Below are 19,420 nucleotides of genomic sequence, written 5' to 3'. Positions count from 1 at the left end.
GCCCCTTGCCTGCCGTATCCATGCAGTTTACACTGTAAACATAGCGAGGCGGCAAGGCGGTGTAAACAAGCGTGAATGAACCCCAGGGACTGCGCCAACGGCTGCTGGACGAAGCGATCGCTGCGCTCGACCATGGCGGAGGCGAACCCAGCCTGCGCGCGCTGGCACGCCAACTCGGCGTTTCGGCCATGGCGTCCTATCGCCATTTCCCCAGCAAGGCCGCCCTGCTTGGCGCCGTGGTGGCAGAAGGCTTTGCCCGGCTGGAGACCGCGTTGCGCGCGGCGGACCAATCCGCGCCGGGTGCCGAGGCGCTGATGGCCCAGGGTCTGGCCTATGTGGATTTCGCCATGGCCCAGCCGGGCCTGTTCCGCCTGATGTTCGGGCTGGCCGGGCGCGATGGTGGCGCGGCATCGCGCGACCACGCCTATGGCGTGCTGACCGCGCGGATCACCGCGCTGCTGCCCCGGCCGGCGCCTGGTGCGGCGCTTGCCTGTTGGGCGCTGGTCCACGGGCTGGCGATGCTGCAACTCGATCGCGGCGGGGCCCTCTCGCGCCAAGATCTGCGCCAGGCCCTTGCAGTGGTGATGCACGGCCTGGCGGCCGGCTGACGATCGGCCTCGCCGCATCGGCCGATGAATGCGGCAGAGTGCGGTTTGTGACATGAATTTGAAACAATCCCGTCTTTGTGGCGTTCATCTCCGGCATGAGATAGCTCTTGGCCGGTGACACATATGGCTTCGCATCCTTCTTCCACGCCCCGCACTGCCTGGGAAACGCTCGAGACGCTCGGGGCTGCCCTGGCGCGTCGGCGCGCGCTGGCCTTTGCGCCGCGGCCGCAAGGGGTGCGCGGGCCGGCCTGGCCGCGCCTGCTGGGTGAACTGGCAACGCCGATCGATCACTGGCAGGCCGCCCGCGCCGATTTGGCTACGCCGCCGCCGCCCGCGCCGCATTCGCGCCCGGTCATGCTGTTGCCCGGCTTCGGCACCCACCCGGTGCGGATGAAGCCTTTGGCCGCCGCGCTGGAAAGCGCCGGGCACCGGGTAAGCGACTGGGGCCTGGGGTTCAATTTCGGATCCAGCGAAGATCGGTTTGCCCGCTTGGCAGAGCGCGTGGAAACCATGGCCCGCCGCGAAGGCGAGCCCCTCGTTCTGGTGGGATGGAGCCTGGGCGGGCTGTTTGCCCGTCAGCTGGCCAAGACCTGCCCGGATGACGTTGCCCTGGTGATCACGATGGGCACGCCCTTTTCGGGTGATCGGCGTGCCAACAATGCCTGGCGCGCATATCAGGTCGTGGCGGGGCACAGTGTGGATGAAGCGCCGATGGCGCAAGACCTGGCGACCAAGCCCCCAGTGCCCACGATCGCGTTGTGGAGCCCGCGCGATGGCATCGTGGCGCCGCGCAGCGCGGCCGGATGGCCGGGCGAGCGTGACCTAGCCGTGCCGCTGCGAGTCACCCACCTGGGTTTTGCCGCCCATCCGCAAGTCGCACGCACGCTCGTCGACCTCGTCGCGCGCCACTGACCGGGTGGCGCGGGGTTTTCCTGCCAGTAAACGGACGAAAACTGACGCGAACCAGCGCGGCGCGGATGCTGCCACGCCAAATCGCCCGGTGCAAGGCCCTGCGCCACGATCGAATCAATTGTTTCGCACGCGCAGCATCGGCGCTTGCGGCGGTGCGAATCGTGTGCAAGCAATGTGTCAGACGGGAGGTTCTGCATGACCAATTCCTCGCTCTCGTCCTATGACGAGATGCTTGACGCCGACGGCTTCACGCGCCCTGCCTATGCCGGGTACTGCGAGTGGCTGAAACAACAGCCACCAGAATTGCTGCGGCGGAAATCGGGCGAAGCCGAAGCCTTTTTCCGCAAGACCGGGATCACTTTCAACGTATATGGCAACGAGGACGCCGAAGAGCGCCTCATCCCTTTCGACATGGTTCCCCGCATCATCAACGCCGCGCAATGGCGGCGCCTGTCGCGCGGGATCGAGCAGCGGGTCCGCGCGCTCAACGCCTTCCTGCACGATCTCTATCACCGCCAGGAAATCGTTCGGGCTGGCCGCCTGCCCGAACGCGTGCTCAAGGCCAACAAGGCCTTCCTGCCGCAGATGGCCGGGTTCACGCCGCCTGGCGGCGTTTACACCCACATCGTCGGCATCGACCTGGTGCGCACGGGCGAAGACGATTTCATGGTGCTCGAAGACAATGCACGCACGCCATCGGGCGTATCGTACATGCTCGAAAACCGCGAAACCATGATGGCCATGTTCCCCGAACTGTTCACCAAGGTGCGGGTGCGCGAGGTTTCGGACTATCCCCGCCGCCTGGCGCGCAGCCTGGCCGCCTGCGCCCCGCCGGCCGCCAACGGGCACAAGCCGGTGGTGGCGGTGCTCACCCCCGGCACGTTCAACAGCGCCTATTACGAGCACGCATTCCTGGCCGACCAGATGGGCGCCGAACTGGTCGAAGGCAGCGACCTGAAAGTGGAAAACGGCCGCGTCGCCATGCGCACCACGCGCGGCTGGGAAGCGATCGACGTGCTCTATCGCCGGGTGGACGACGATTACCTCGATCCGCTGACCTTCAAGCCAGAAAGCGTGCTGGGCGTTTCGGGCATCATGGACGTCTATCGCGCCGGCGGCATCACGATCGCCAACGCGCCGGGCACCGGCATTGCCGATGACAAGGCGATCTACAGCTTCATGCCCGAGATCGTCGAATTCTACACCGGTGAAAAGCCGATCCTGGCCAACGTGCCGACCTGGCGCTGCGCCGAAAGCGATTCGCTGGCCTATGTGATGGACAACCTGGCCGATCTGGTGGTCAAGGAAGTCCATGGCTCGGGCGGCTATGGCATGCTGATCGGGCCTACCTCGTCGCGGCGGGAAATCGCGATGTTCGCCGAAAAGCTGCGCGCCAACCCCGAAAATTACATCGCGCAACCCACGCTTTCGCTCTCCACCGTGCCGATCTTCACCAAGGCGGGGCTGGCCCCGCGCCATGTGGACTTGCGCCCCTTCGTGCTGGTTTCGCCCCAGGGGATCGACATCACGCCCGGCGGGCTCACCCGCGTGGCGCTCAAGAAGGGATCGCTGGTGGTCAATTCGTCGCAAGGGGGCGGCACCAAGGACAGCTGGGTGCTGGACGATTGAGGCGGAAGGGAAAACGATAAAATGCTTGGACGTTCCGCCAATGGTATCTTCTGGCTGTTCCGCTATCTCGAACGCGCGGAAAACACCGCGCGGCTGGTGGAAGCCGGCTTTCGCATGGCGCTCACCCGCGATGCCGCCGATGCCAGCGACGAATGGCGCTCGGTCGTCGTCACGCTGGGGCTGCAGGGCGCCTACCAGGCCAAGTTCGGCAGCGACTATGCCGGCAGCAATGTGTTCAACTTTATCCTGCGCGATCGCGATAATCCCGGCAATGTGCTGAGCATGGTGGAACAGGCGCGTCATAATGCGCGCATGGTCCGCACCGGCATCACCCGCGAGGTGTGGGAAGCGGTCAACGAAAGCTGGATGGTCCTGAAAGAGGAACTGGCCCGCACCGTGACCGAAACCCGGCTGGGCGGCGTGCTCGACCTGGTCCGCCGCCAGTCCACCCTGGTGCGCGGGGCGATGGAAGGCACGATGTTGCGCAACGACATCTATTACTTCGCCCGCGCCGGCAGTTTCATCGAACGGGCCGACAACACCGCCCGCCTGCTCGATGTGAAGTATTACGTGCTGCTGCCCTCGGTTTCGTATGTGGGGTCCAGCCTGGACAACGTGCAGTGGGACAACGTGCTGCGCGCCGTGGCCGGGGATCGCGCCTATCGCTGGCTGAATGCCGGGCGGATGGAGGCACGGGGCATTGCCGAATTCCTGATGCTCGACGGGCGTTTCCCGCGCAGCCTGGCGTTCTGCTATGCCCAGTTGCGCGACTATCTCGATCGGCTCTCCGATGAATATGGCGATCGGCTGGAAACGCACGAGATCGTCGCGCGCACCCACCAGCAGCTCAAGCACCAGACCATCGACGCGGTGTTCGAACAGGGCCTGCACCAGGTGATCGGCCAGTTCATCGCCGCCAACAACCACCTCGCGCAGCAGATCCAGCGCGATTACCGCTTCACCGAATAAGGAAAGGGGAAAGGCCAGCCCATGCGCCTCGCGATCAGCCACACCACGCGCTACACCTTTTCCACGCCGGTCGCCCACGGGCTGCAGCGCCTGCGCCTCACCCCGCTGGCCTGCCGGGGGCAAACTACCGAATTCTGGGAGATCGAGCTTGAGGGCGCGCAGCCCGAAGTCAGCTATGACGACGAGAACGGCAACCGCGTTACCCTGATCTCGTTCGTGCCGGGCGCGCGCGAAGTGGTCATCCGCAGCCAGGGCGTGGTCCAGACGTCTGACACGGCGGGCGTTCTGGGCAAGCAGCCGGGCTATCTGCCCTTATGGCACTTTACCGAACATACCGCGCTGACCCGCGGTGGCGCGCGGCTTCAAGCGCTGGTCGATGCCTTGCCGGTGGAATCGGAAGATACATTGGCCCGTCTCCACGCGCTCTGCGCTCTGGTGCGCGAGGCAGTGGCCTATGAACCGGGCCACACGGACGTTGCCACCACCGCCGAACAAGTGCTCGCCGCCGGGCGGGGCGTGTGCCAGGATCAGGCCCACGTCTTCATTGGTGCGGCGCGGCTGCTGGGTATTCCGGCCCGCTATGCCAGCGGCTACCTGATGATGGACGATCGGGTGGAGCAGGATGCCGGCCATGCCTGGGCGCAGGCCCATGTGCCGGGGCTGGGCTGGGTGGGCTTTGACGTGGCCAATGCGATCTGCCCCGATGCGAGATATGTGCATCTGGCCACCGGGGCCGATTATACCGCATGCGCGCCGATCACCGGCATTCGCTATGGCGCGCGCGACGAGGCGATGCACGTCAGCCTTGCCGTTGAACAGCAGCGTATGGAACAATAAGAAGCGCCCGGATTCGCCGCAGGCCCCGTGTTGGGCCGGCGGCAAGGATCGTTGGCGTATGGCAAAGGGGAACCGGCCTGGCACATGCCCGGCCGGACGGGGACGGACAATGACCTATTGCGTGGGGATGATGCTCGACAAGGGGCTTGTCCTGATGAGCGACACCCGCACCAACTCGGGCGTGGACAACATTTCGGTGTTCCGCAAGAGCTTCACCTGGTCGGTGCCGGGCGAACGGGTCATCACGATCATGACCGCGGGAAACCTGGCGACCACCCAGTCGGTGATCAGCCAGTTGGAAGAGCGCAACAAGGCACCCAGCGAGCGCCGTCCTTCCATCCTGGAAGAGCCGACGATGTTCCAGGTTGCCACCCACGTTGGCAATCTGCTGCGCAAGGTGATCGAAGGGCGCCAGTCCGGCCCGGTGCAGGGCGAGGGCGCGCGGTTCACCGCCACGATGATCGTGGCGGGCCAGATCAAGGACATGGAACCACGCCTGTTCATGGTCTACCCCGAAGGCAATTTCATCGAGGCCAATTTCGACACGCCGTTTTTCCAGATCGGTGAAACCAAGTATGGCCGGCCGATCCTGCTGCGCGGCTATGACAAGGGCATGGATTTCGAACAGGCGGTCAAGCTGTTGATGGTTTCGTTCGATTCCACGATCGCGGCCAATCTGTCGGTGGGCCTGCCGTTCGACCTGACCGTGATCGAGCGCGATCGCTTCGAGCCGCTGCACCAGCGCCGCATCCGCGCCGACGATCCCTATTTCAACGCGATCTCCTCAAGCTGGAGCGAGGCGCTGCGCAACGCGTTTCACCAGTTGCCCGATTATCGTTTCGATTGAGGGCGAAATAGCGCTCATAGTAAATATACGTAGCAGATTTACTATGAGAGATCGCGTATGTGTCGATCAAAGGCCGGCAGGCATGCTTCGCAAGACTTGACTCATGTGCTTGCGGCAAATTGTCGGCATGGGACAGGAATCGACACATATTGATGAACTTCGACTGAATAATCGGCTCCGCTTCGGAGCCGAAATCCCTAAGGAATATGGGACGGTAATCCTCCCCAGTCCTAAGGGAAGCGTTCAGAACGAAGCATTCGCGCATGGCGCGAACACGCCCGAGGGTGGTTACTTCGGCCCCATGGTCGAACGTGTCACACTCCACATCCTCGATAGCGACTCTGCCCGCCGGGCACAGCTCGCTCGCCTCGCTTTTGCCGCCGGGCATCATGCCGAGATATACGGCAGCACCGACGAGCTGTTGGCCCACGCGCCCAGCACGGGTCTGCTGCTCGCGCATGACGATCCGCCGGGAGAGGCGGTGCCCGCGCTGATCGGCGCGATGATGCGGGCGGGGCACTGGCTGCCGGTGATCGCCATCGGCGATGCGCCCGATACTTGGGCGGTGGTGCGCACGATCAAGGCGGGGGCGCTGGATTACCTGGCCATTCCCAGCCAGATCGCCCCGCTCAACGAAGCCATCGCCCGCGCCGCGCACGAAGCCGAAACCCACCGCGTGCAACGCGCCCGCGCCGCCGAAGCGCGCCAGCGCATCGCCCGCCTCTCGCTGCGCGAACGCGAAGTGCTCGATCGCCTGGCCGAAGGGTGCAGCAACAAGGCCATCGCCCGTGACCTCGATATCAGCCCGCGCACCGTGGAAATCCACCGCATGAAAATGATGGGCAAGCTGGGCGCCCGCCACGCCGCCGAAGCCGTGCGCCTGCGCATCGAGGCAACGGGCCTGGGCGAAGTGGCCTGACGCCACCACCGACACACGACATCGGCCATTGGGGGGAGGCCTTCAGGAAGGCGGGAGGCGGGATCCTCCCGCCTTTCTGCATTCCGGCACCAAGATCCTCCCCCACACTGTGGGGGAGGTGGCAGCCCGAAGGGCTGACGGAGGGGGCATGTTCGTCCACTCTCGCCCGCAACGGTCAACCCGCACCAATCCCGCCCCCAAATACTCCGCGTCTCCGCGTGAGTCATTTTGCACGCGGAGAGCAAGGAGATTGCCCCGCGCTGCGGGATCATGTGCCGTCAGGCAATGAGCAGAATAAAAGAAAAAGGTTTGTTCGCGCAGAGGCGCAGAGGCGTAGAGAAAGAGCAGAATCTCTGCGCCTCTGCGCGAAATCAATCATTTTGTCTGAATTGGCTGCACCCGAGGTCTAATGCGTGAGCCTCGGAGGGTCAGGAAATGAAGGGGGAGCGGACGTCAGCGCAACGCGAAAATGGAACGGTTACAGAGGCTGCTTCGCAGTTTCGCCGGAAGAGTCGGATCGCGCAGATCGGCAAGCTCTGGCACATATCGGCCTAAAGCCTGAGCAGCCAAGTCGCCTAAGACGTCGTAATGGCAAGGTGAGTTTCCTTCTCCTGAGGTTATTGCCCCAGCGCGCCGCCGCTCGAATGCTAATGGATTTCCATCGGTAAGACTTCGTCCTTCGCCTGAATACCCATCAGTGATTTCATCCCATCGCTGCAGGAACAAAGCCAAATCGTCTCTGGGTACGACGAATGTATCTCGCCGCAAAACCTGACCCGCTGGGGTTGTGACGATCACTTCTCCCATGCTTCGTGTGCCGGTCTCGGAAAGCGATATTGCGAACCATCTCTCGCCAAACGATGGCATAGCAGTAAACTGAAGACTGTCTGCTGCTTTGGGATTAGGCAATTGCGCCAGCAAGGCGTGAGCATTGGCCAACACCGGATCGCGTGCATCAACTAATAACGGCCGCTGGTGGGTTCGGTTGAATTGGGCGAGCCGATGCTTTTCCCACAAGAGGAATAGAGCTGAACTGATCGCGATAAGCGCAAAAAGCGCCGCAATTGTAAAGACGCCACGCTTTATCCAGAGCCAGATCGCCTGCTTCATCTGAACTGGATAGCAGCGTTAGAAACGACCGCAACCGCACCACGTCCAGAACAGCAGCATTCTTCCCAAAGCGCCCCAAAGCCGCCCCGTCCGAACAGCACCAAGCCCAACCCGCAATCTCACCCGCACAGCGGTCGCCCGCTCCCCACCTCCAAATGCAGGTGATCGCGGTGCGCGGCGTTGTAATCCGGGCTCAGCACGGTGCCAAAGCGCTTGCAGGCGCTGGTGTGCACCGCCCGAAGGAAGGCGCGGATTTGTGGGTCCTGGTCGTTCCAGTCGCGCAGCACGGTCACGCGGCGGCCGTCGGCCAGGAGGAAGCCGGAAATGTCGATGGCATTGGCCGTGGCGTGGGCCGAACGCCGCGCGGTGCCGGCCACGTTGCGGCAGTTGTAGCTGCCCATCGTCTCCAGCTTGACCAGCGGGCTGCCCAGGATCTGCTGCGCGGCGCGGTCCACGCCGAACCGTGCCCAGCCTTGCAGGGCATTGGCCAGTTGGCAGGTCACCGGGCCGGCATTGGCCAGGCCCAGTTGCGCGCTGTCGCTGCGCAGATAGGCCAGGCGCACGCTGCCGATCGTGCTGCACCCCGCGCCGTAATACTGATCGGGCACCGGCACATAGCCGATGGCATTCTGGCGCAGCGAAACCATGCAGGCGCGCGTCGCCGCCGAATTGGGCACGGGCTGCACCACCGGGCGCGAGACCATGCGCGCCGGGCGGCGCGGGCCGCGTGGAGCATCGACACAGCCGGCAAGGGCAATCACCGGCAGCATGGCCCAGGCAAGAAGAATGCGTCGTGCCATAAACTTAAGCCTGGCGCAGTCTTGGTTACTCCAGGGTAAATGGAAAGCCCGCAGATGCACTTGGGGGGTGTTTTTGCGACGAACCGCTGCGCAGCATTTTTTGCCCTCCTGGCCGGAAGGTCGATTGACACGCCCGCCCACGCCCTTATGAGCGGCTCCGGGCCACGCGGTCCCAACGCCGCGCGTGCTCTCTGTGAGGAGAGTCTACATGACTGTTGGTATTCCCGCCGCAAAGCCGGCGCGTCCTTTCTTTTCCTCGGGTCCGTGCGCCAAGCCGCCGGGGTATTCTCTCGACAAGCTGCAAACCGAATCGCTGGGCCGCTCGCACCGTGCCAAGATCGGCAAGGCGCGCCTGCAACTCGCCATCGACCTGATGCGCGACGTGCTGCAGCTGCCCGCCACGCACCGCATCGGCATCGTGCCCGGTTCGGATACCGGCGCGTTCGAGATGGCGATGTGGACGATGCTGGGCGCCCGCGGCGTGACCACGCTGGCCTGGGAAAGCTTTGGCGAAGGCTGGGTTACCGACGCGGTCAAGCAATTGAAGCTGGAGCCCACCGTGCTCCGCGCCGATTACGGCCAGCTGCCCGACCTTTCCAAGGTGGATTTTGCCGACGACGTGCTGTTCACCTGGAACGGCACCACCAGCGGCGTGCGCGTGCCCGATGGCGAATGGATCCCCGACGACCGCGAAGGCCTGACCTTTGCTGACGCGACCAGCGCCGTGTTCGCCTATGACATTCCGTGGGACAAGATCGACGTTGCCACCTTCTCGTGGCAGAAGGTGCTGGGCGGCGAAGGCGCGCATGGCGTCCTGATCCTCGGCCCCCGCGCGGTCGAGCGCCTGGAAACCTATACGCCGGCCTGGCCGCTGCCCAAGGTGTTCCGCCTGGTGTCCAAGGGCAAGCTGGCCGAAGGCGTGTTCAAGGGCGAAACCATCAACACCCCTTCGATGCTGGCCGTGGAAGACGCGATCTTCGCGCTCGAATGGGCCAAGTCGGTCGGCGGGCTCGAAGGGCTCAAGGCGCGTTGCACCGCCAATGCCCACGCGCTCGACAAGATCGTGGCCGAGCGTTCGTGGCTGGGCCACCTGGCGGTCGACAGCGGCATCCGCTCGCGCACCTCGGTGTGCCTCACCGTCGAAGGGGCGGACGCCGACTTCATCAAGAAGTTTGCCGGCCTGCTCGAAAAGGAAGGCGCCGCGTTTGACATCGCGGGTTATCGCGATGCCCCGGCGGGCCTGCGCATCTGGTGTGGCGCCACGGTCGATACGGCCGATATCGCCGCGCTCGGCCCCTGGCTCGACTGGGCCTATGCCCAGCTGACCACGCCCGCCGAAGCCTGATCCGCATTTAGCGCCCTTCCCGCCACCCGTCGCACCCGGTCAAATCCGGGGTGACGGGGCAGGGGGCGCACATTCCCGATTTCCAGCCGGCACACCCGGCCGCGCGGCTATCGTGCCGTGCACCCATGGAGCAAAGACCATGACCAAGCCCAAGGTTCTCATTTCCGACAAGATGGACCCCAACGCCGCCCGCATTTTCCAGGAGCGCGGCTGCGACGTGGACGTGATCACCGGCAAGACGCCGGAAGAATTGAAGGCAATCATCGGCCAGTACGATGGCCTGGCGATCCGCTCGTCCACCAAGGTGACCAAGGAAATCCTCGAAGCCGCCACCAACCTCAAGGTTGTCGGCCGCGCCGGCATCGGCGTGGACAACGTCGACATTCCGGCCGCATCGGCCAAGGGCGTGGTGGTGATGAACACCCCGTTCGGCAACTCGATCACCACCGCCGAACACGCCATCGCGCTGATCTTCGCGCTCGCCCGCCAGCTGCCCGAGGCCGACCTTTCGACCCAGGCCGGCAAGTGGGAAAAGAACCGCTTCATGGGCGTGGAAGTGACCGGCAAGACGCTGGGCCTGATCGGCGCGGGCAACATCGGCTCGATCGTTGCCAGCCGCGCACTGGGCCTCAAGATGAAGGTCGTGGCGTTCGACCCGTTCCTCACTCCGGAACGCGCAGTCGAAATGGGCGTGGAGAAGGCTGACCTGGAAACCCTGCTGGCCAAGGCGGACTTCATCACCCTGCACACCCCGCTGACCGACCAGACGCGTAATATCCTCTCGGCCGAAAACCTGGCCAAGACCAAGAAGGGCGTGCGCATCGTCAACTGCGCGCGTGGTGGCCTGGTCGATGAAAAGGCGCTGAAGGACCTGCTCGATTCCGGCCACATCGCCGGCGCCGCGCTCGACGTGTTCGAAACCGAACCGGCCAAGGACAGCCCGCTGTTCGGCACCCCCAACTTCATCTGCACCCCGCACCTGGGCGCTTCGACCACCGAAGCCCAGGTCAACGTGGCGCTGCAGGTGGCCGAACAGATGGCCGATTTCCTGGTGACCGGCGGCGTGACCAACGCGCTCAACATGCCCTCGCTCTCGGCCGAAGAAGCGCCCAAGCTCAAGCCCTACATGGCGCTTGCCGAAAAGCTCGGCACGCTGGTGGGCCAGCTGGCGCACGACAACCTCGCCAAGATCGCCATCGAAGTGGAAGGCGCAGCAGCCCAGCTCAACCAGAAGCCGATCACGGCGGCGGTGCTGACCGGCGTGATGAAGCAGTATTCCGACACCGTGAACATGGTCAACGCGCCGTTCCTGGCCAAGGAACGCGGGCTCGACGTGCGCGAAGTGCGCCACGATCGCGAAGGCGAATACCGCACCCTGGTGCGCGTCACCGTCTCGACCAGCCAGGGCGACCGTTCGGTGGCCGGCACGCTGTTCGGCAACGGCCAGCCGCGCCTGGTGGAAATCTTCGGCATCGGCATCGAAGCCGATCTCGATGGCGACATGCTCTACATCGTCAACACCGACGCGCCGGGCTTCATCGGTTCGATCGGTACGCTGCTGGGCCAGTCTGGCATCAACATCGGCACGTTCCACCTGGGCCGCCGCGAAGCCGGTGGTGAAGCGGTGCTGCTGCTTTCGGTGGACAGCCCGGTGAACGAAGCCGTGCTCGCCGCCGCGCGCGAAATCCAGGGCGTGCGGGTGATCAAGGCGCTCAAGTTCTGATCGGCTCGGCCGTTCACATCACTTCAGGCCGGGCCTGAAAGGCAGGAAAGGGCGGTGCCTTGCGGCGCCGCCCTTTTTGCTGCGCGCCATGGTGGTGCGGCGGTCTTTCTGGAATATCACGACTTCTTCTTGATTTCCTTGGCGACCATCAGGTTGCCAGGAATGTTGAAGCGGATCGTTTCGCGGTTGGCGCTGCACGCCGCGCCGTTTTCCGGACGATAGCTCGCCTGATAGCGGGCCCTGCCCAGGATCGTTTGCGCGGCCTTGTCGAATACGAATGGCGGATAAGACGCCACCGCCCGCAAGGCCGCCGTGCGGCCATCGGCCTGGATATCGTATTCACTGCGCACCCAGCCTTCAAAGCCCCAGCGTGCCGCATCGGCGGGAAAAGCGCCGGCGCTGGTGTTGATGGCCGTCAGCGCAGGCTTGGGTCCGATCAGTGCGCATTGTTCCTCGCTCAGGCCGGTGTCGGCAAACAGGCGCTGCGCCTCGTCCAAGCGACCTTTGCTGGCGGCGTCATTGGCCAGACGCAACAGCGCGAACTGCCGCAACGGATGGCGTGGGGGCAGGCCGGTATCGCCGGCTACGCGTTGCAGCACGGCCGTGGCGTTGGCCCGGTCGGCGGCCACGGGGCGCATCGGCAAGGCAAGGAGCAGGCTGGCGTTTCGTGCCAAGGGATCGGCGGCGATCGCCGGTTCCTCCGCCAGCGTCTGCAGCGCGGGATAGCCCCGCCCGCTTCGCGTGATCACCCGGTTTTCGGGTTGCACGATCCTCTCGCGCTGCCACGTCAACAGCACCCGCGCCTGGTTGCGCAAGGCCTGCGGCAATGCCGCGTCTTGGGCCAGCACCAGGCCGCGATCGATCGAGGCGAGCCTGTCGGCATCGGTGCGCAGGTCCATATCGGCCATGGCCACCCGGGCCACCAGTTCGCTGGCCTTGTCGCCGCTTTGCCGCGCGGCATCGGTTGCGGCCAGCCATGCGGGCCAAGTCTGGCGGTTCATCGGCAGCGCCAGGGCAGCCTGGCGTGCCCATGCGGTGATCGCCTCGTTCAGCGGTGCCGCTGGCGAAAGGCCGCCACCGCCCCGGCTGCAGCGCAATTCCACGCGTGCCGTGGAACGAAAGAAGGCGGGCATCTTGGCCGCATCTTCGGGCTTCCAGCGCCAACTGGCTGCGGCGCGGGCAAAGGCCTGGGCCTTGGCATAGCTGCCCGTGCTGTAGAGAGTCTGGCTGCCCAGAACGTCGCCGCTCTCGCTGATCATCAATTGCACGATGGCCATGTCGTCGGGTTCGAGGCCGGTTTCCGGCCCGCAATCGGGCGAATCCATATCCGCCGCGCTGCCAAAGCTCGCACTGCCGGCGTGCCCGGCTCCGGAGTAGGCCATGTAGCGGCGTGCGTCTTCGATCTGGTTGTCGAGCAAGGCGGCTTGGGCCAAGTCCTGGCGCAGGCCGGCGTCGAACGCGCTGATATGGTCGTGAAGGCCGCCGGCCAGCTTCAGCGCGGTTTCAAGTTCGGCCTTGCCCGTCTTGACCTGGCCGCGATTGAGCCAGGTGCGGCCGAGCAGGAGGTGCCATTGCGCCAGCATGATCTTGTCGGGCGCCGGCTTGGCCGTCTCCAGCCGCAGCCCTTCGTTGGCCGCGTCGATCGATCGGTTATCGCTGTCGAATGCCGTCAGCAGGGCAATGCGCTGCAGCGCGACGCTGCGCGCGCCGTCCTGTTGCAAGGCAAGCGCGGCATCAAAATGCGCGAGCGCCCCATCATGGTCCCAGCGGCTGGCTGCCAGAGTGCCCAGCATGATTTCTGCCTGGGCAATATCGATCGGCAGCTGGTCGGCATGCGGGCGCATCGCGGCAAGCGCGGCCAGGAGCAGGGACTCGCCCTGTTCGGCATGGCCGGTGCGGACCTGGCAGGCGCCGCGCCGTGCGGCAATCACCACGGCTGGCAGGCTGCCCGGCTTCACGTGTGGATCGGCGGCCAGCGCGTCGAGCAGGGGCAGTGCCGTTGCGCAGTCGTCCTTGTCATAGGCGGCGGTTGCCGCGTCAAAGCGCTGCTGCAGCGTGTTTTGCGGCGCCGGTTGCGCAAGCGCCGCAGCGGCGGGGGCAAAGGCACTCAACAGCCACGTCGATCGATAGCGCAACACAGTTCTCCCGTGGCATTTACATGAATATTGCCGTCAAATACTATGAACTGATGACACACCTGTCCACGTCCATTGCCCGCTTCGGGGTGCCCTGTGGGCGGCTTGTCTTTGCCTTGCTTGCCGGCGGGTGCCTGTCTGCCCCCGGCGCGGGCGCGGCGCCGGCTCCTGCAGAGCAGGCGCCCAACCGCATCGTGCTTTTGGGGGCGCGATGGTGTGCGCCGTGCATGGCCGAATATGCCAACCTGCCTGCGCTGGTGCGGGCAGCCGCGCCCGATCGCATCGTGCTGGCCTGGATCGATCGCCCGATCGCGGCGCCACCGGGCCTGCAAGGCCAGGTGGACACGATGCCGCCGGCCGCCGCGCGCGAACTCGCCGAGCGCCGGCTGGGCGTGGGTTTCGGCCTGCCAGCTGCGGTGGCATCGGGAAGCGCCTGCCAGCCATGGCGCGGCCCGCTGCGCCCGGCCGACCTGCCGGCGTGGCGGGCGGCGTGCGCGGGCCAGCCGCGTTGACCGCTTGCATTGCCCGTCCTTCCGCGCCACGCGCTGCGGCCATGCGCACGCTGGACAACATCCTTTCCGATCGCGGCTCGAAATACGCGGTGTCCGGCGCGCCGTGCCACTCTGCCGAAGAAGCGCGCACGCTGCTCGACCAGCTCAAGACGATCAAGAAGTTTGCCAAGGCCACGCACAATACCTGGGGCCTGCTCTGCGCCCAGGGGCCGATCAAGCACGACGACGGCGAAAGCGGCGCAGGCATGGTGATCGTACGCATGCTGGAACGCGCGGGATTGCAAGACCATCTCGTCATCGTCACGCGATGGTACGGTGGCAAGCATCTGGGCGGCGATCGCTTTCGCCATGTGCAGACGGCGGTTCGCGCCTATCTGGACAGCCTGTGATGGCCGGACCTTTATGCCCCGTGGTCCGTTGACGCCACACCCCGATCAAGGAAACCGCATGACCACCAATGTCCCCACTTCGCCCGCTGGCTGGCTGGCCCCGATGATCCCGCTGTGGAACCAGCAGATGCTGCTGGGCAGCGAGGCCGCCATGGTCATTGCCCGGCGGATGTGGCTGGTGGCGCTCGCCGATCCGCGCGCCGCGGCCGAAAGCCAGCGAATGGTGGCCGAAAAGGTGGAAACCCTGGCGAAAGTCTGGTGGGACATGGCCTTGGCCCCGTCGCGCGCGCTGCTAGGCGGCAAGGCGATGCCAACCGCGCATGGCGAGGCGCGTCGGGCGGTACAGACCTATCGCCGCAAGGTGCGCGCCAACTTGCGGCGGCTGGGCCCGGTCTAAGGCTTTCGCGCCACTTTGACCAAGGCCCACCCCATCGCGCCGCTCAAGGCGAGCGCGAGGGCAAGGCCGATGGCTGCCCCCCATTCCGCACCCGCGCGCCCGGCAAGCAGGCCGCCCGCGATCAGGCCCAGGATGGGAAACAGCAGCAGGGCAAGACAACCGATCGCAACCATGGCCGGTGCGATGCCCCCGCAGCGATGAACCGCCGCTGAGCCGAAAGGGTCAGCCGACCATCGCGCGCAAGGCTTCGAAGCACGGGCCATCGATCGCCTTGCCCACTTCACCGGACATGATGTCGAGCGCGCGTTCCACTGGCATGGCGGCGCGATAGGGCCGATCGGCGGTCAGCGCGTCATAGAAATCGGCCACACTGATGATCCGCGCTTCGGTGGCGATGAGGCTGTGGTCCAGCCCGAGCGGATAGCCCTTGCCGTCGAGCCGTTCGTGGTGCGCGCCTGCCACGGCCGCCATGTCGCGCAAGGGGCCGATGCGCGAGAGGATTTCCGTGGTGTGGCTGGCATGGCTGCGCATTTCCATCCATTCGGTATCGTCGAGCTTGCCCGGTTTTTCCAGCACGCGGCTGGACACGGCGAGCTTTCCCACGTCGTGCAGCACGGCTGCCCGGCGCAGCGCCCGCAAGTCCGTCTCGCGTACGCCCATCGCCCGGCCCAGCGCCGTGGCATAGCGGCCCACGCGGCAGGAATGCCCGCCGGTATATGGGCTCTTGGCATCGATCACGGCGCCAAAGGCATCGGCAATATCGTCGAGGTAGTCCTCGTCCACCGCCACGCGGGCCTCTTCGGGTTCCAGCGCGCGGACGTGCAATTCCAGTGCCGGGTCGTTGCAATGGCTCCAGAAGCCAGGCCGCGTGCTCACTTTCAGGAACGCGTCGACCAGTTCGGGATCGAGCCAGGTGCCCCGCCGTGCGCGCACTTCGGCCTCGGCCGCCTCGGGCCCGGCAGCCTTCTGGAACACGTCGGCAATCTGGCCAAGCAAGGCCAGGCGGGCCGCCAGGGGAATGGCTTGCCCGGCCACGCCCAGCGGCTTGCCGCCGCCGTCCCAGTGTTCATCCAGAGCGGCGATGGCGGCGGCGACGCTTTCGGGAAAGCGCAATTGCCGGGCGATCGTCGCGCCGCGCGTGCAGCGGGTCTGGATCAGGTCGGTGGCGATGCGGCTGCCGTCGCGCAGGATCGTGGCGATCGCGCGCATCCGGGCCGATAGGGGCTCACCGGCGCCCGTGCGCCGGAAGACAAACCCGAGCGTGGGGCCAAGCCCCTGGCCGATCAGCTTGAATTCCTGTTTGAACGTGCGATCGTCGGCCAGGTAGAGTTCGGCAATGCGCGCGGCATTGCTGGAACAGCCCAGGTCCTTGAGCAAGGTGGCATAATAGATCGTGCGCCGCTCCGCCGGGGCGAGGCCCAAGGCGATTGCCACCTGGCTGGCGATCCAGCAGGCGCGCAGCGAATGGCCTGCCGGCTGGCCTTCGGTCAGGTCGAGGGCATAGGAGAATGCCCCCAGGATTTCGCTGAGCGAAGTTGTGGCCACCGTGGGCCTGGCAAAATCGAATTCCTGCGCGAAAGCATGGCGCATGGGCGGCCCCCGTTGATCGTTGTCGCCAGATTGGTGGCACGATTCGCGTTAAAGCCGCGTTTGCGTGGCCCACTGTCTTTGGGGCAGGACGGCCACGAAAAAGGGCGGCCCTGGCCGGGCCGCCCTCGTTGGATTTGCCGATGATTGACGGCTTACCAGTTCACGCCCAGGCGCGCATAAAGATAGCGCCCGCCGAACCCGAACGGGGAGAAGAACGGGAACGCCACCCCGCCATTGGTGGCCAGGATGCTGGCAGGCACCTTGTCGGGGTAGATGTCGAACAGGTTGTTGGCGCCCAGGCTGATCGTCGCCTTGTCCAGCAGCTTGTAGCGCAGTTCCAGGTCGGCAATCGCGCGCTGGCCCGTGAACAGGTCGCTCGCGGCCGTGCTCGCCGGTTCGATGATGTTGCCGTAATAGCTGACGCGCGCGGTGGCGCCCAGCTTGCCCAGCGTCCAGTCCAGCGTGCCGACCACCTTTTCACCCGGCGTGCCGTTGGTGATGGTGATAATGCGCTGGCGTGCGAACAGCGCCGTGGTGCCCACCGTGTTGGCGGGCACGCTGTCCACCGTCACCTTGTTGATGTTCCCGGCCACGGTGAAATCGAACGTGCCAATGGCAGCCGTGCGATGGCGGTAGTGCGCCACGGCGTCGATCCCCTGCGCGGTGGTGTGGATGCCGTTGACGAAGAAGCGCGCGGCGGAAACGTCATACCGCAACTGGTCGGCCGCGCTCAGGTTGAGGTTTTCCGAAAGGCCCAGCCCATCGCGCACCTTGATCAGGTAGCCGTCCACCGTCAGGTCGAACCCGCCCACGCGCACCACCGCGCCGGCCGAGAAGTTGACCGACTTTTCCGGGCGCAGCGCCTGGCCGCCCAGCGACTTGGCCACCGCGCTGGTCGACGGGAAGGTGCCAGTTTCGACGATGTTGCTGCCCACCAGCACCGAAGAGGTGGAGGTGAAATACTGCTGTTGCAGCGAAGGCGCGCGGAACCCGGTGGACACCGCGCCGCGTAGCGCGAACCAGCGGGTGAAATCGGCGCGGGCCGAAACCTTGCCCGTGGCGATGTCGCCAAAGTCGGAATAGTGTTCGCCGCGCACCGCCGCGCCCAGGGTCAGCACCTTGGGCAGCTTGGCTTCAAGGTCCAGGTAGGCGGCATTGCTTACCCGGCTCACCCGCAGCGCATTGCCCGGCTGGAAGCCGGGGAAGCCCTGCGCGCCACCGGTCAGCGCGGTCGAGGCGCCATCGGCGCGGATGTAAGAGGCTTCCTCGCCGGCATTGATGCGATAGCCTTCGCGGCGGCCTTCCACGCCCCACGCCACGTTCAGGCTGGTGCCACCCAGGTCATAGGCGCGGCTCGCATCGATGCCCCCCACCCACTGGTCATAGATCAGCGCGCCGTCATAGAAATTGGTCGGCGAAGCGGCGCCCAGCGTGGAATTGATCGAATTGAGCGTGCGGAAGTCCAGGCGGTTGCGGCCATAGGACAGCTTGATCGTGGCATCCCATTCGCCCCACTTGCCCTTGAGGCCGGTGGTCGCGGTCAGGTCCTTGGACCGCACGTTGATCAGCGGCAGGAATCCATCGGGATAGACCGAGGTCACGTTGTTCACGTTCGACGGGTTGCGGGCAAAGGCGGCGCTGGTGCTGTCGCGGAACTGGTAGCCGCCGAACAGGAACGCGCTCCACCCGCTGTCGCCCAGCGGCAGCGAGGAGTTGATATAGCCGGTGCCCTGCTGCACCTTGGGATCGCCCAGGCGCGAGCGCACCTTGTTGGGCGTGTCGCGGGTGTCGAGGTCGGAACGGTTGGTGGCCAGGCGGTTGAGGTATTCGCCCGTCACGGTCAGGAAACCGCCGTTGTTGCCCAGCTTCATGCCCTGCCATGCGCTCACGTTCAGCGTATCGCCATCGGTGATGTGGCGCGAGGAACGCGCGCCGTTGAACTGCGTGTCATAAAGGCCATAGCTGACCACCGCGCCGCCGCCGTGATCGGCTTCGCGCAGGCGCATGTTGACCACGCCGGCAATCGCGTCGGACCCATATTGCGCCGATGCGCCATCGCGCAGCACTTCGACCGAGCCCAGCGCGAGCGTGGGAATGGTGTTGAGATCGACCGCGGCCGAGCCACGACCGATCGAGCCGCCCAGGTTGACCAGCGCCGAGGCATGGGCGCGCACGCCGTTGATCAGCACCAGGGTCTGGTCGGGCGAAAGACCACGCAGCGTCGCGGGACGGATCGAGTCGGTACCGTCAACCGCCGAGGAGCGGGGGAAATCGATCGAGGGGGCGATATTGGCAATCGCGGCGCCCAGTTCGGTGGTGCCCTGGCGAGTCAAGGCTTCGGCGGTCAGCACGTCGACCGGGGCGACGGTGTCCAGCTTGGTGCGGTTCTGCGCGCGGGTGCCGGTCACCACGATCTGCGCGTCGGGTTGCTCGGCGGCCTGTTCTGCGGCTGGGCCTTCATCGGCGGCAAAGGCCGGCTGTACCGCGGCAAGCGGCAGGGCCAGCGCAGCACCAGCCAGGAAGACGTAACGATTGGTAATAGTCATGCAAAACCCCGTGACGAACAATTTGCGCTGATCTTTCCGTTCTTTGGCGGCCTTGGTCAGCGTCAATGGCGCTCTAGGGTCGCCATCGGGGCAACGACAATTTGAAATTTGTCATGTGCCGGTATTTCGAATGTCATGTGGCGCCGGGGCAA

General features: G+C 65.4%; 18 protein-coding genes. 12 read left to right on the top strand and 6 right to left on the bottom strand.

Features of this window, described 5'->3' with window-relative positions:
* Positions 1 to 71 precede the first annotated feature (71 nt).
* The 7 genes from R9J51_RS00765 (at position 72) to R9J51_RS00735 (ending at position 6,721) form a co-directional block, all read left to right on the top strand.
* Positions 72 to 608, top strand: coding sequence for a TetR/AcrR family transcriptional regulator (locus R9J51_RS00765; protein WP_179505582.1), 537 nt, complete (start codon positions 72 to 74; stop codon positions 606 to 608).
* Between the two features lie 123 nt (positions 609 to 731).
* Positions 732 to 1,520, top strand: coding sequence for an esterase/lipase family protein (locus tag R9J51_RS00760; protein WP_168556410.1), 789 nt, complete (start codon positions 732 to 734; stop codon positions 1,518 to 1,520).
* Positions 1,521 to 1,715: 195 nt separating this feature from the next.
* On the top strand, positions 1,716 to 3,149 hold the full coding sequence (locus tag R9J51_RS00755) for a circularly permuted type 2 ATP-grasp protein (RefSeq protein ID WP_168556411.1): 1,434 nt from the start codon (positions 1,716 to 1,718) through the stop codon (positions 3,147 to 3,149).
* Between the two features lie 21 nt (positions 3,150 to 3,170).
* Entirely contained in the window at positions 3,171 to 4,118 is a 948-nt protein-coding gene (locus R9J51_RS00750) for an alpha-E domain-containing protein (RefSeq protein ID WP_169476647.1), read from the top strand.
* A gap of 21 nt (positions 4,119 to 4,139) precedes the next feature.
* Entirely contained in the window at positions 4,140 to 4,955 is an 816-nt protein-coding gene (locus R9J51_RS00745; protein ID WP_179505581.1) for a transglutaminase-like domain-containing protein, read from the top strand.
* A 109-nt stretch (positions 4,956 to 5,064) separates the two neighbouring features.
* Positions 5,065 to 5,802 carry a proteasome-type protease gene (locus R9J51_RS00740; protein ID WP_168556414.1) on the top strand — a complete coding sequence of 246 codons (738 nt, stop codon included), beginning with the start codon at positions 5,065 to 5,067 and terminating at the stop codon, positions 5,800 to 5,802.
* Between the two features lie 301 nt (positions 5,803 to 6,103).
* Positions 6,104 to 6,721, top strand: a complete 618-nt coding sequence (locus tag R9J51_RS00735; protein ID WP_168556415.1) for a response regulator transcription factor — start codon at positions 6,104 to 6,106, stop codon at positions 6,719 to 6,721.
* Between the two features lie 453 nt (positions 6,722 to 7,174).
* Here R9J51_RS00735 and R9J51_RS00730 read toward each other — a convergent pair whose 3' ends face one another.
* Complete coding sequence (locus tag R9J51_RS00730; RefSeq protein WP_179505580.1) at positions 7,175 to 7,831, bottom strand: hypothetical protein; 657 nt, start codon at positions 7,829 to 7,831, stop codon at positions 7,175 to 7,177.
* 119 nt (positions 7,832 to 7,950) lie between these two features.
* Complete coding sequence (locus R9J51_RS00725; RefSeq protein WP_169476645.1) at positions 7,951 to 8,631, bottom strand: extensin family protein; 681 nt, start codon at positions 8,629 to 8,631, stop codon at positions 7,951 to 7,953.
* 208 nt (positions 8,632 to 8,839) lie between these two features.
* Between R9J51_RS00725 and R9J51_RS00720 the strand changes: the two genes are divergently transcribed.
* Both R9J51_RS00720 and serA read left to right on the top strand, forming a co-directional pair.
* Positions 8,840 to 9,976 carry a phosphoserine transaminase gene (locus R9J51_RS00720; protein ID WP_179505579.1) on the top strand — a complete coding sequence of 379 codons (1,137 nt, stop codon included), beginning with the start codon at positions 8,840 to 8,842 and terminating at the stop codon, positions 9,974 to 9,976.
* Positions 9,977 to 10,115: 139 nt separating this feature from the next.
* Positions 10,116 to 11,699 carry a phosphoglycerate dehydrogenase gene (gene serA, locus R9J51_RS00715; protein WP_169476643.1) on the top strand — a complete coding sequence of 528 codons (1,584 nt, stop codon included), beginning with the start codon at positions 10,116 to 10,118 and terminating at the stop codon, positions 11,697 to 11,699.
* A 116-nt stretch (positions 11,700 to 11,815) separates the two neighbouring features.
* Here serA and R9J51_RS00710 read toward each other — a convergent pair whose 3' ends face one another.
* Positions 11,816 to 13,834: an energy transducer TonB gene (locus R9J51_RS00710; RefSeq protein ID WP_179562308.1), complete on the bottom strand. Its 2,019-nt coding sequence runs from the start codon at positions 13,832 to 13,834 to the stop codon at positions 11,816 to 11,818.
* A 23-nt stretch (positions 13,835 to 13,857) separates the two neighbouring features.
* Between R9J51_RS00710 and R9J51_RS00705 the strand changes: the two genes are divergently transcribed.
* The 3 genes from R9J51_RS00705 to R9J51_RS00695 are packed head-to-tail and all read left to right on the top strand — an operon-like array spanning position 13,858 to position 15,132.
* A complete protein-coding gene (locus R9J51_RS00705) occupies positions 13,858 to 14,346 on the top strand; it encodes a hypothetical protein (protein ID WP_179505577.1) in 489 nt (162 codons plus the stop codon).
* Between the two features lie 41 nt (positions 14,347 to 14,387).
* The gene (locus R9J51_RS00700; RefSeq protein ID WP_168556421.1) at positions 14,388 to 14,735 is read left to right on the top strand and encodes a YigZ family protein; all 348 of its coding nucleotides are present in this window, start codon (positions 14,388 to 14,390) and stop codon (positions 14,733 to 14,735) included.
* A 58-nt stretch (positions 14,736 to 14,793) separates the two neighbouring features.
* A complete protein-coding gene (locus tag R9J51_RS00695) occupies positions 14,794 to 15,132 on the top strand; it encodes a hypothetical protein (protein WP_218843519.1) in 339 nt (112 codons plus the stop codon).
* Here R9J51_RS00695 and R9J51_RS00690 read toward each other — a convergent pair.
* The 3 genes from R9J51_RS00690 to R9J51_RS00680 form a co-directional block, all read right to left on the bottom strand.
* Positions 15,129 to 15,305: a hypothetical protein gene (locus tag R9J51_RS00690; protein WP_179505576.1), complete on the bottom strand. Its 177-nt coding sequence runs from the start codon at positions 15,303 to 15,305 to the stop codon at positions 15,129 to 15,131. The genes R9J51_RS00695 and R9J51_RS00690 overlap by 4 nt on opposite strands.
* Before the next feature lie 49 nt (positions 15,306 to 15,354).
* The gene (locus R9J51_RS00685) at positions 15,355 to 16,722 is read right to left on the bottom strand and encodes an HD domain-containing phosphohydrolase (RefSeq protein ID WP_179505575.1); all 1,368 of its coding nucleotides are present in this window, start codon (positions 16,720 to 16,722) and stop codon (positions 15,355 to 15,357) included.
* A 152-nt stretch (positions 16,723 to 16,874) separates the two neighbouring features.
* Complete coding sequence (locus R9J51_RS00680; RefSeq protein ID WP_179505574.1) at positions 16,875 to 19,268, bottom strand: TonB-dependent receptor; 2,394 nt, start codon at positions 19,266 to 19,268, stop codon at positions 16,875 to 16,877.
* Between the last annotated feature and the right edge of the window lie 152 nt (positions 19,269 to 19,420).

It is taken from the genome of Novosphingobium rhizosphaerae, from assembly GCF_050920675.1.
Classification (GTDB): Bacteria; Pseudomonadota; Alphaproteobacteria; order Sphingomonadales; family Sphingomonadaceae; genus Novosphingobium; species Novosphingobium rhizosphaerae.
Note: the sequence above shows the minus strand (reverse complement) of the source record. Positions and strands in the feature narration are given on the sequence as shown.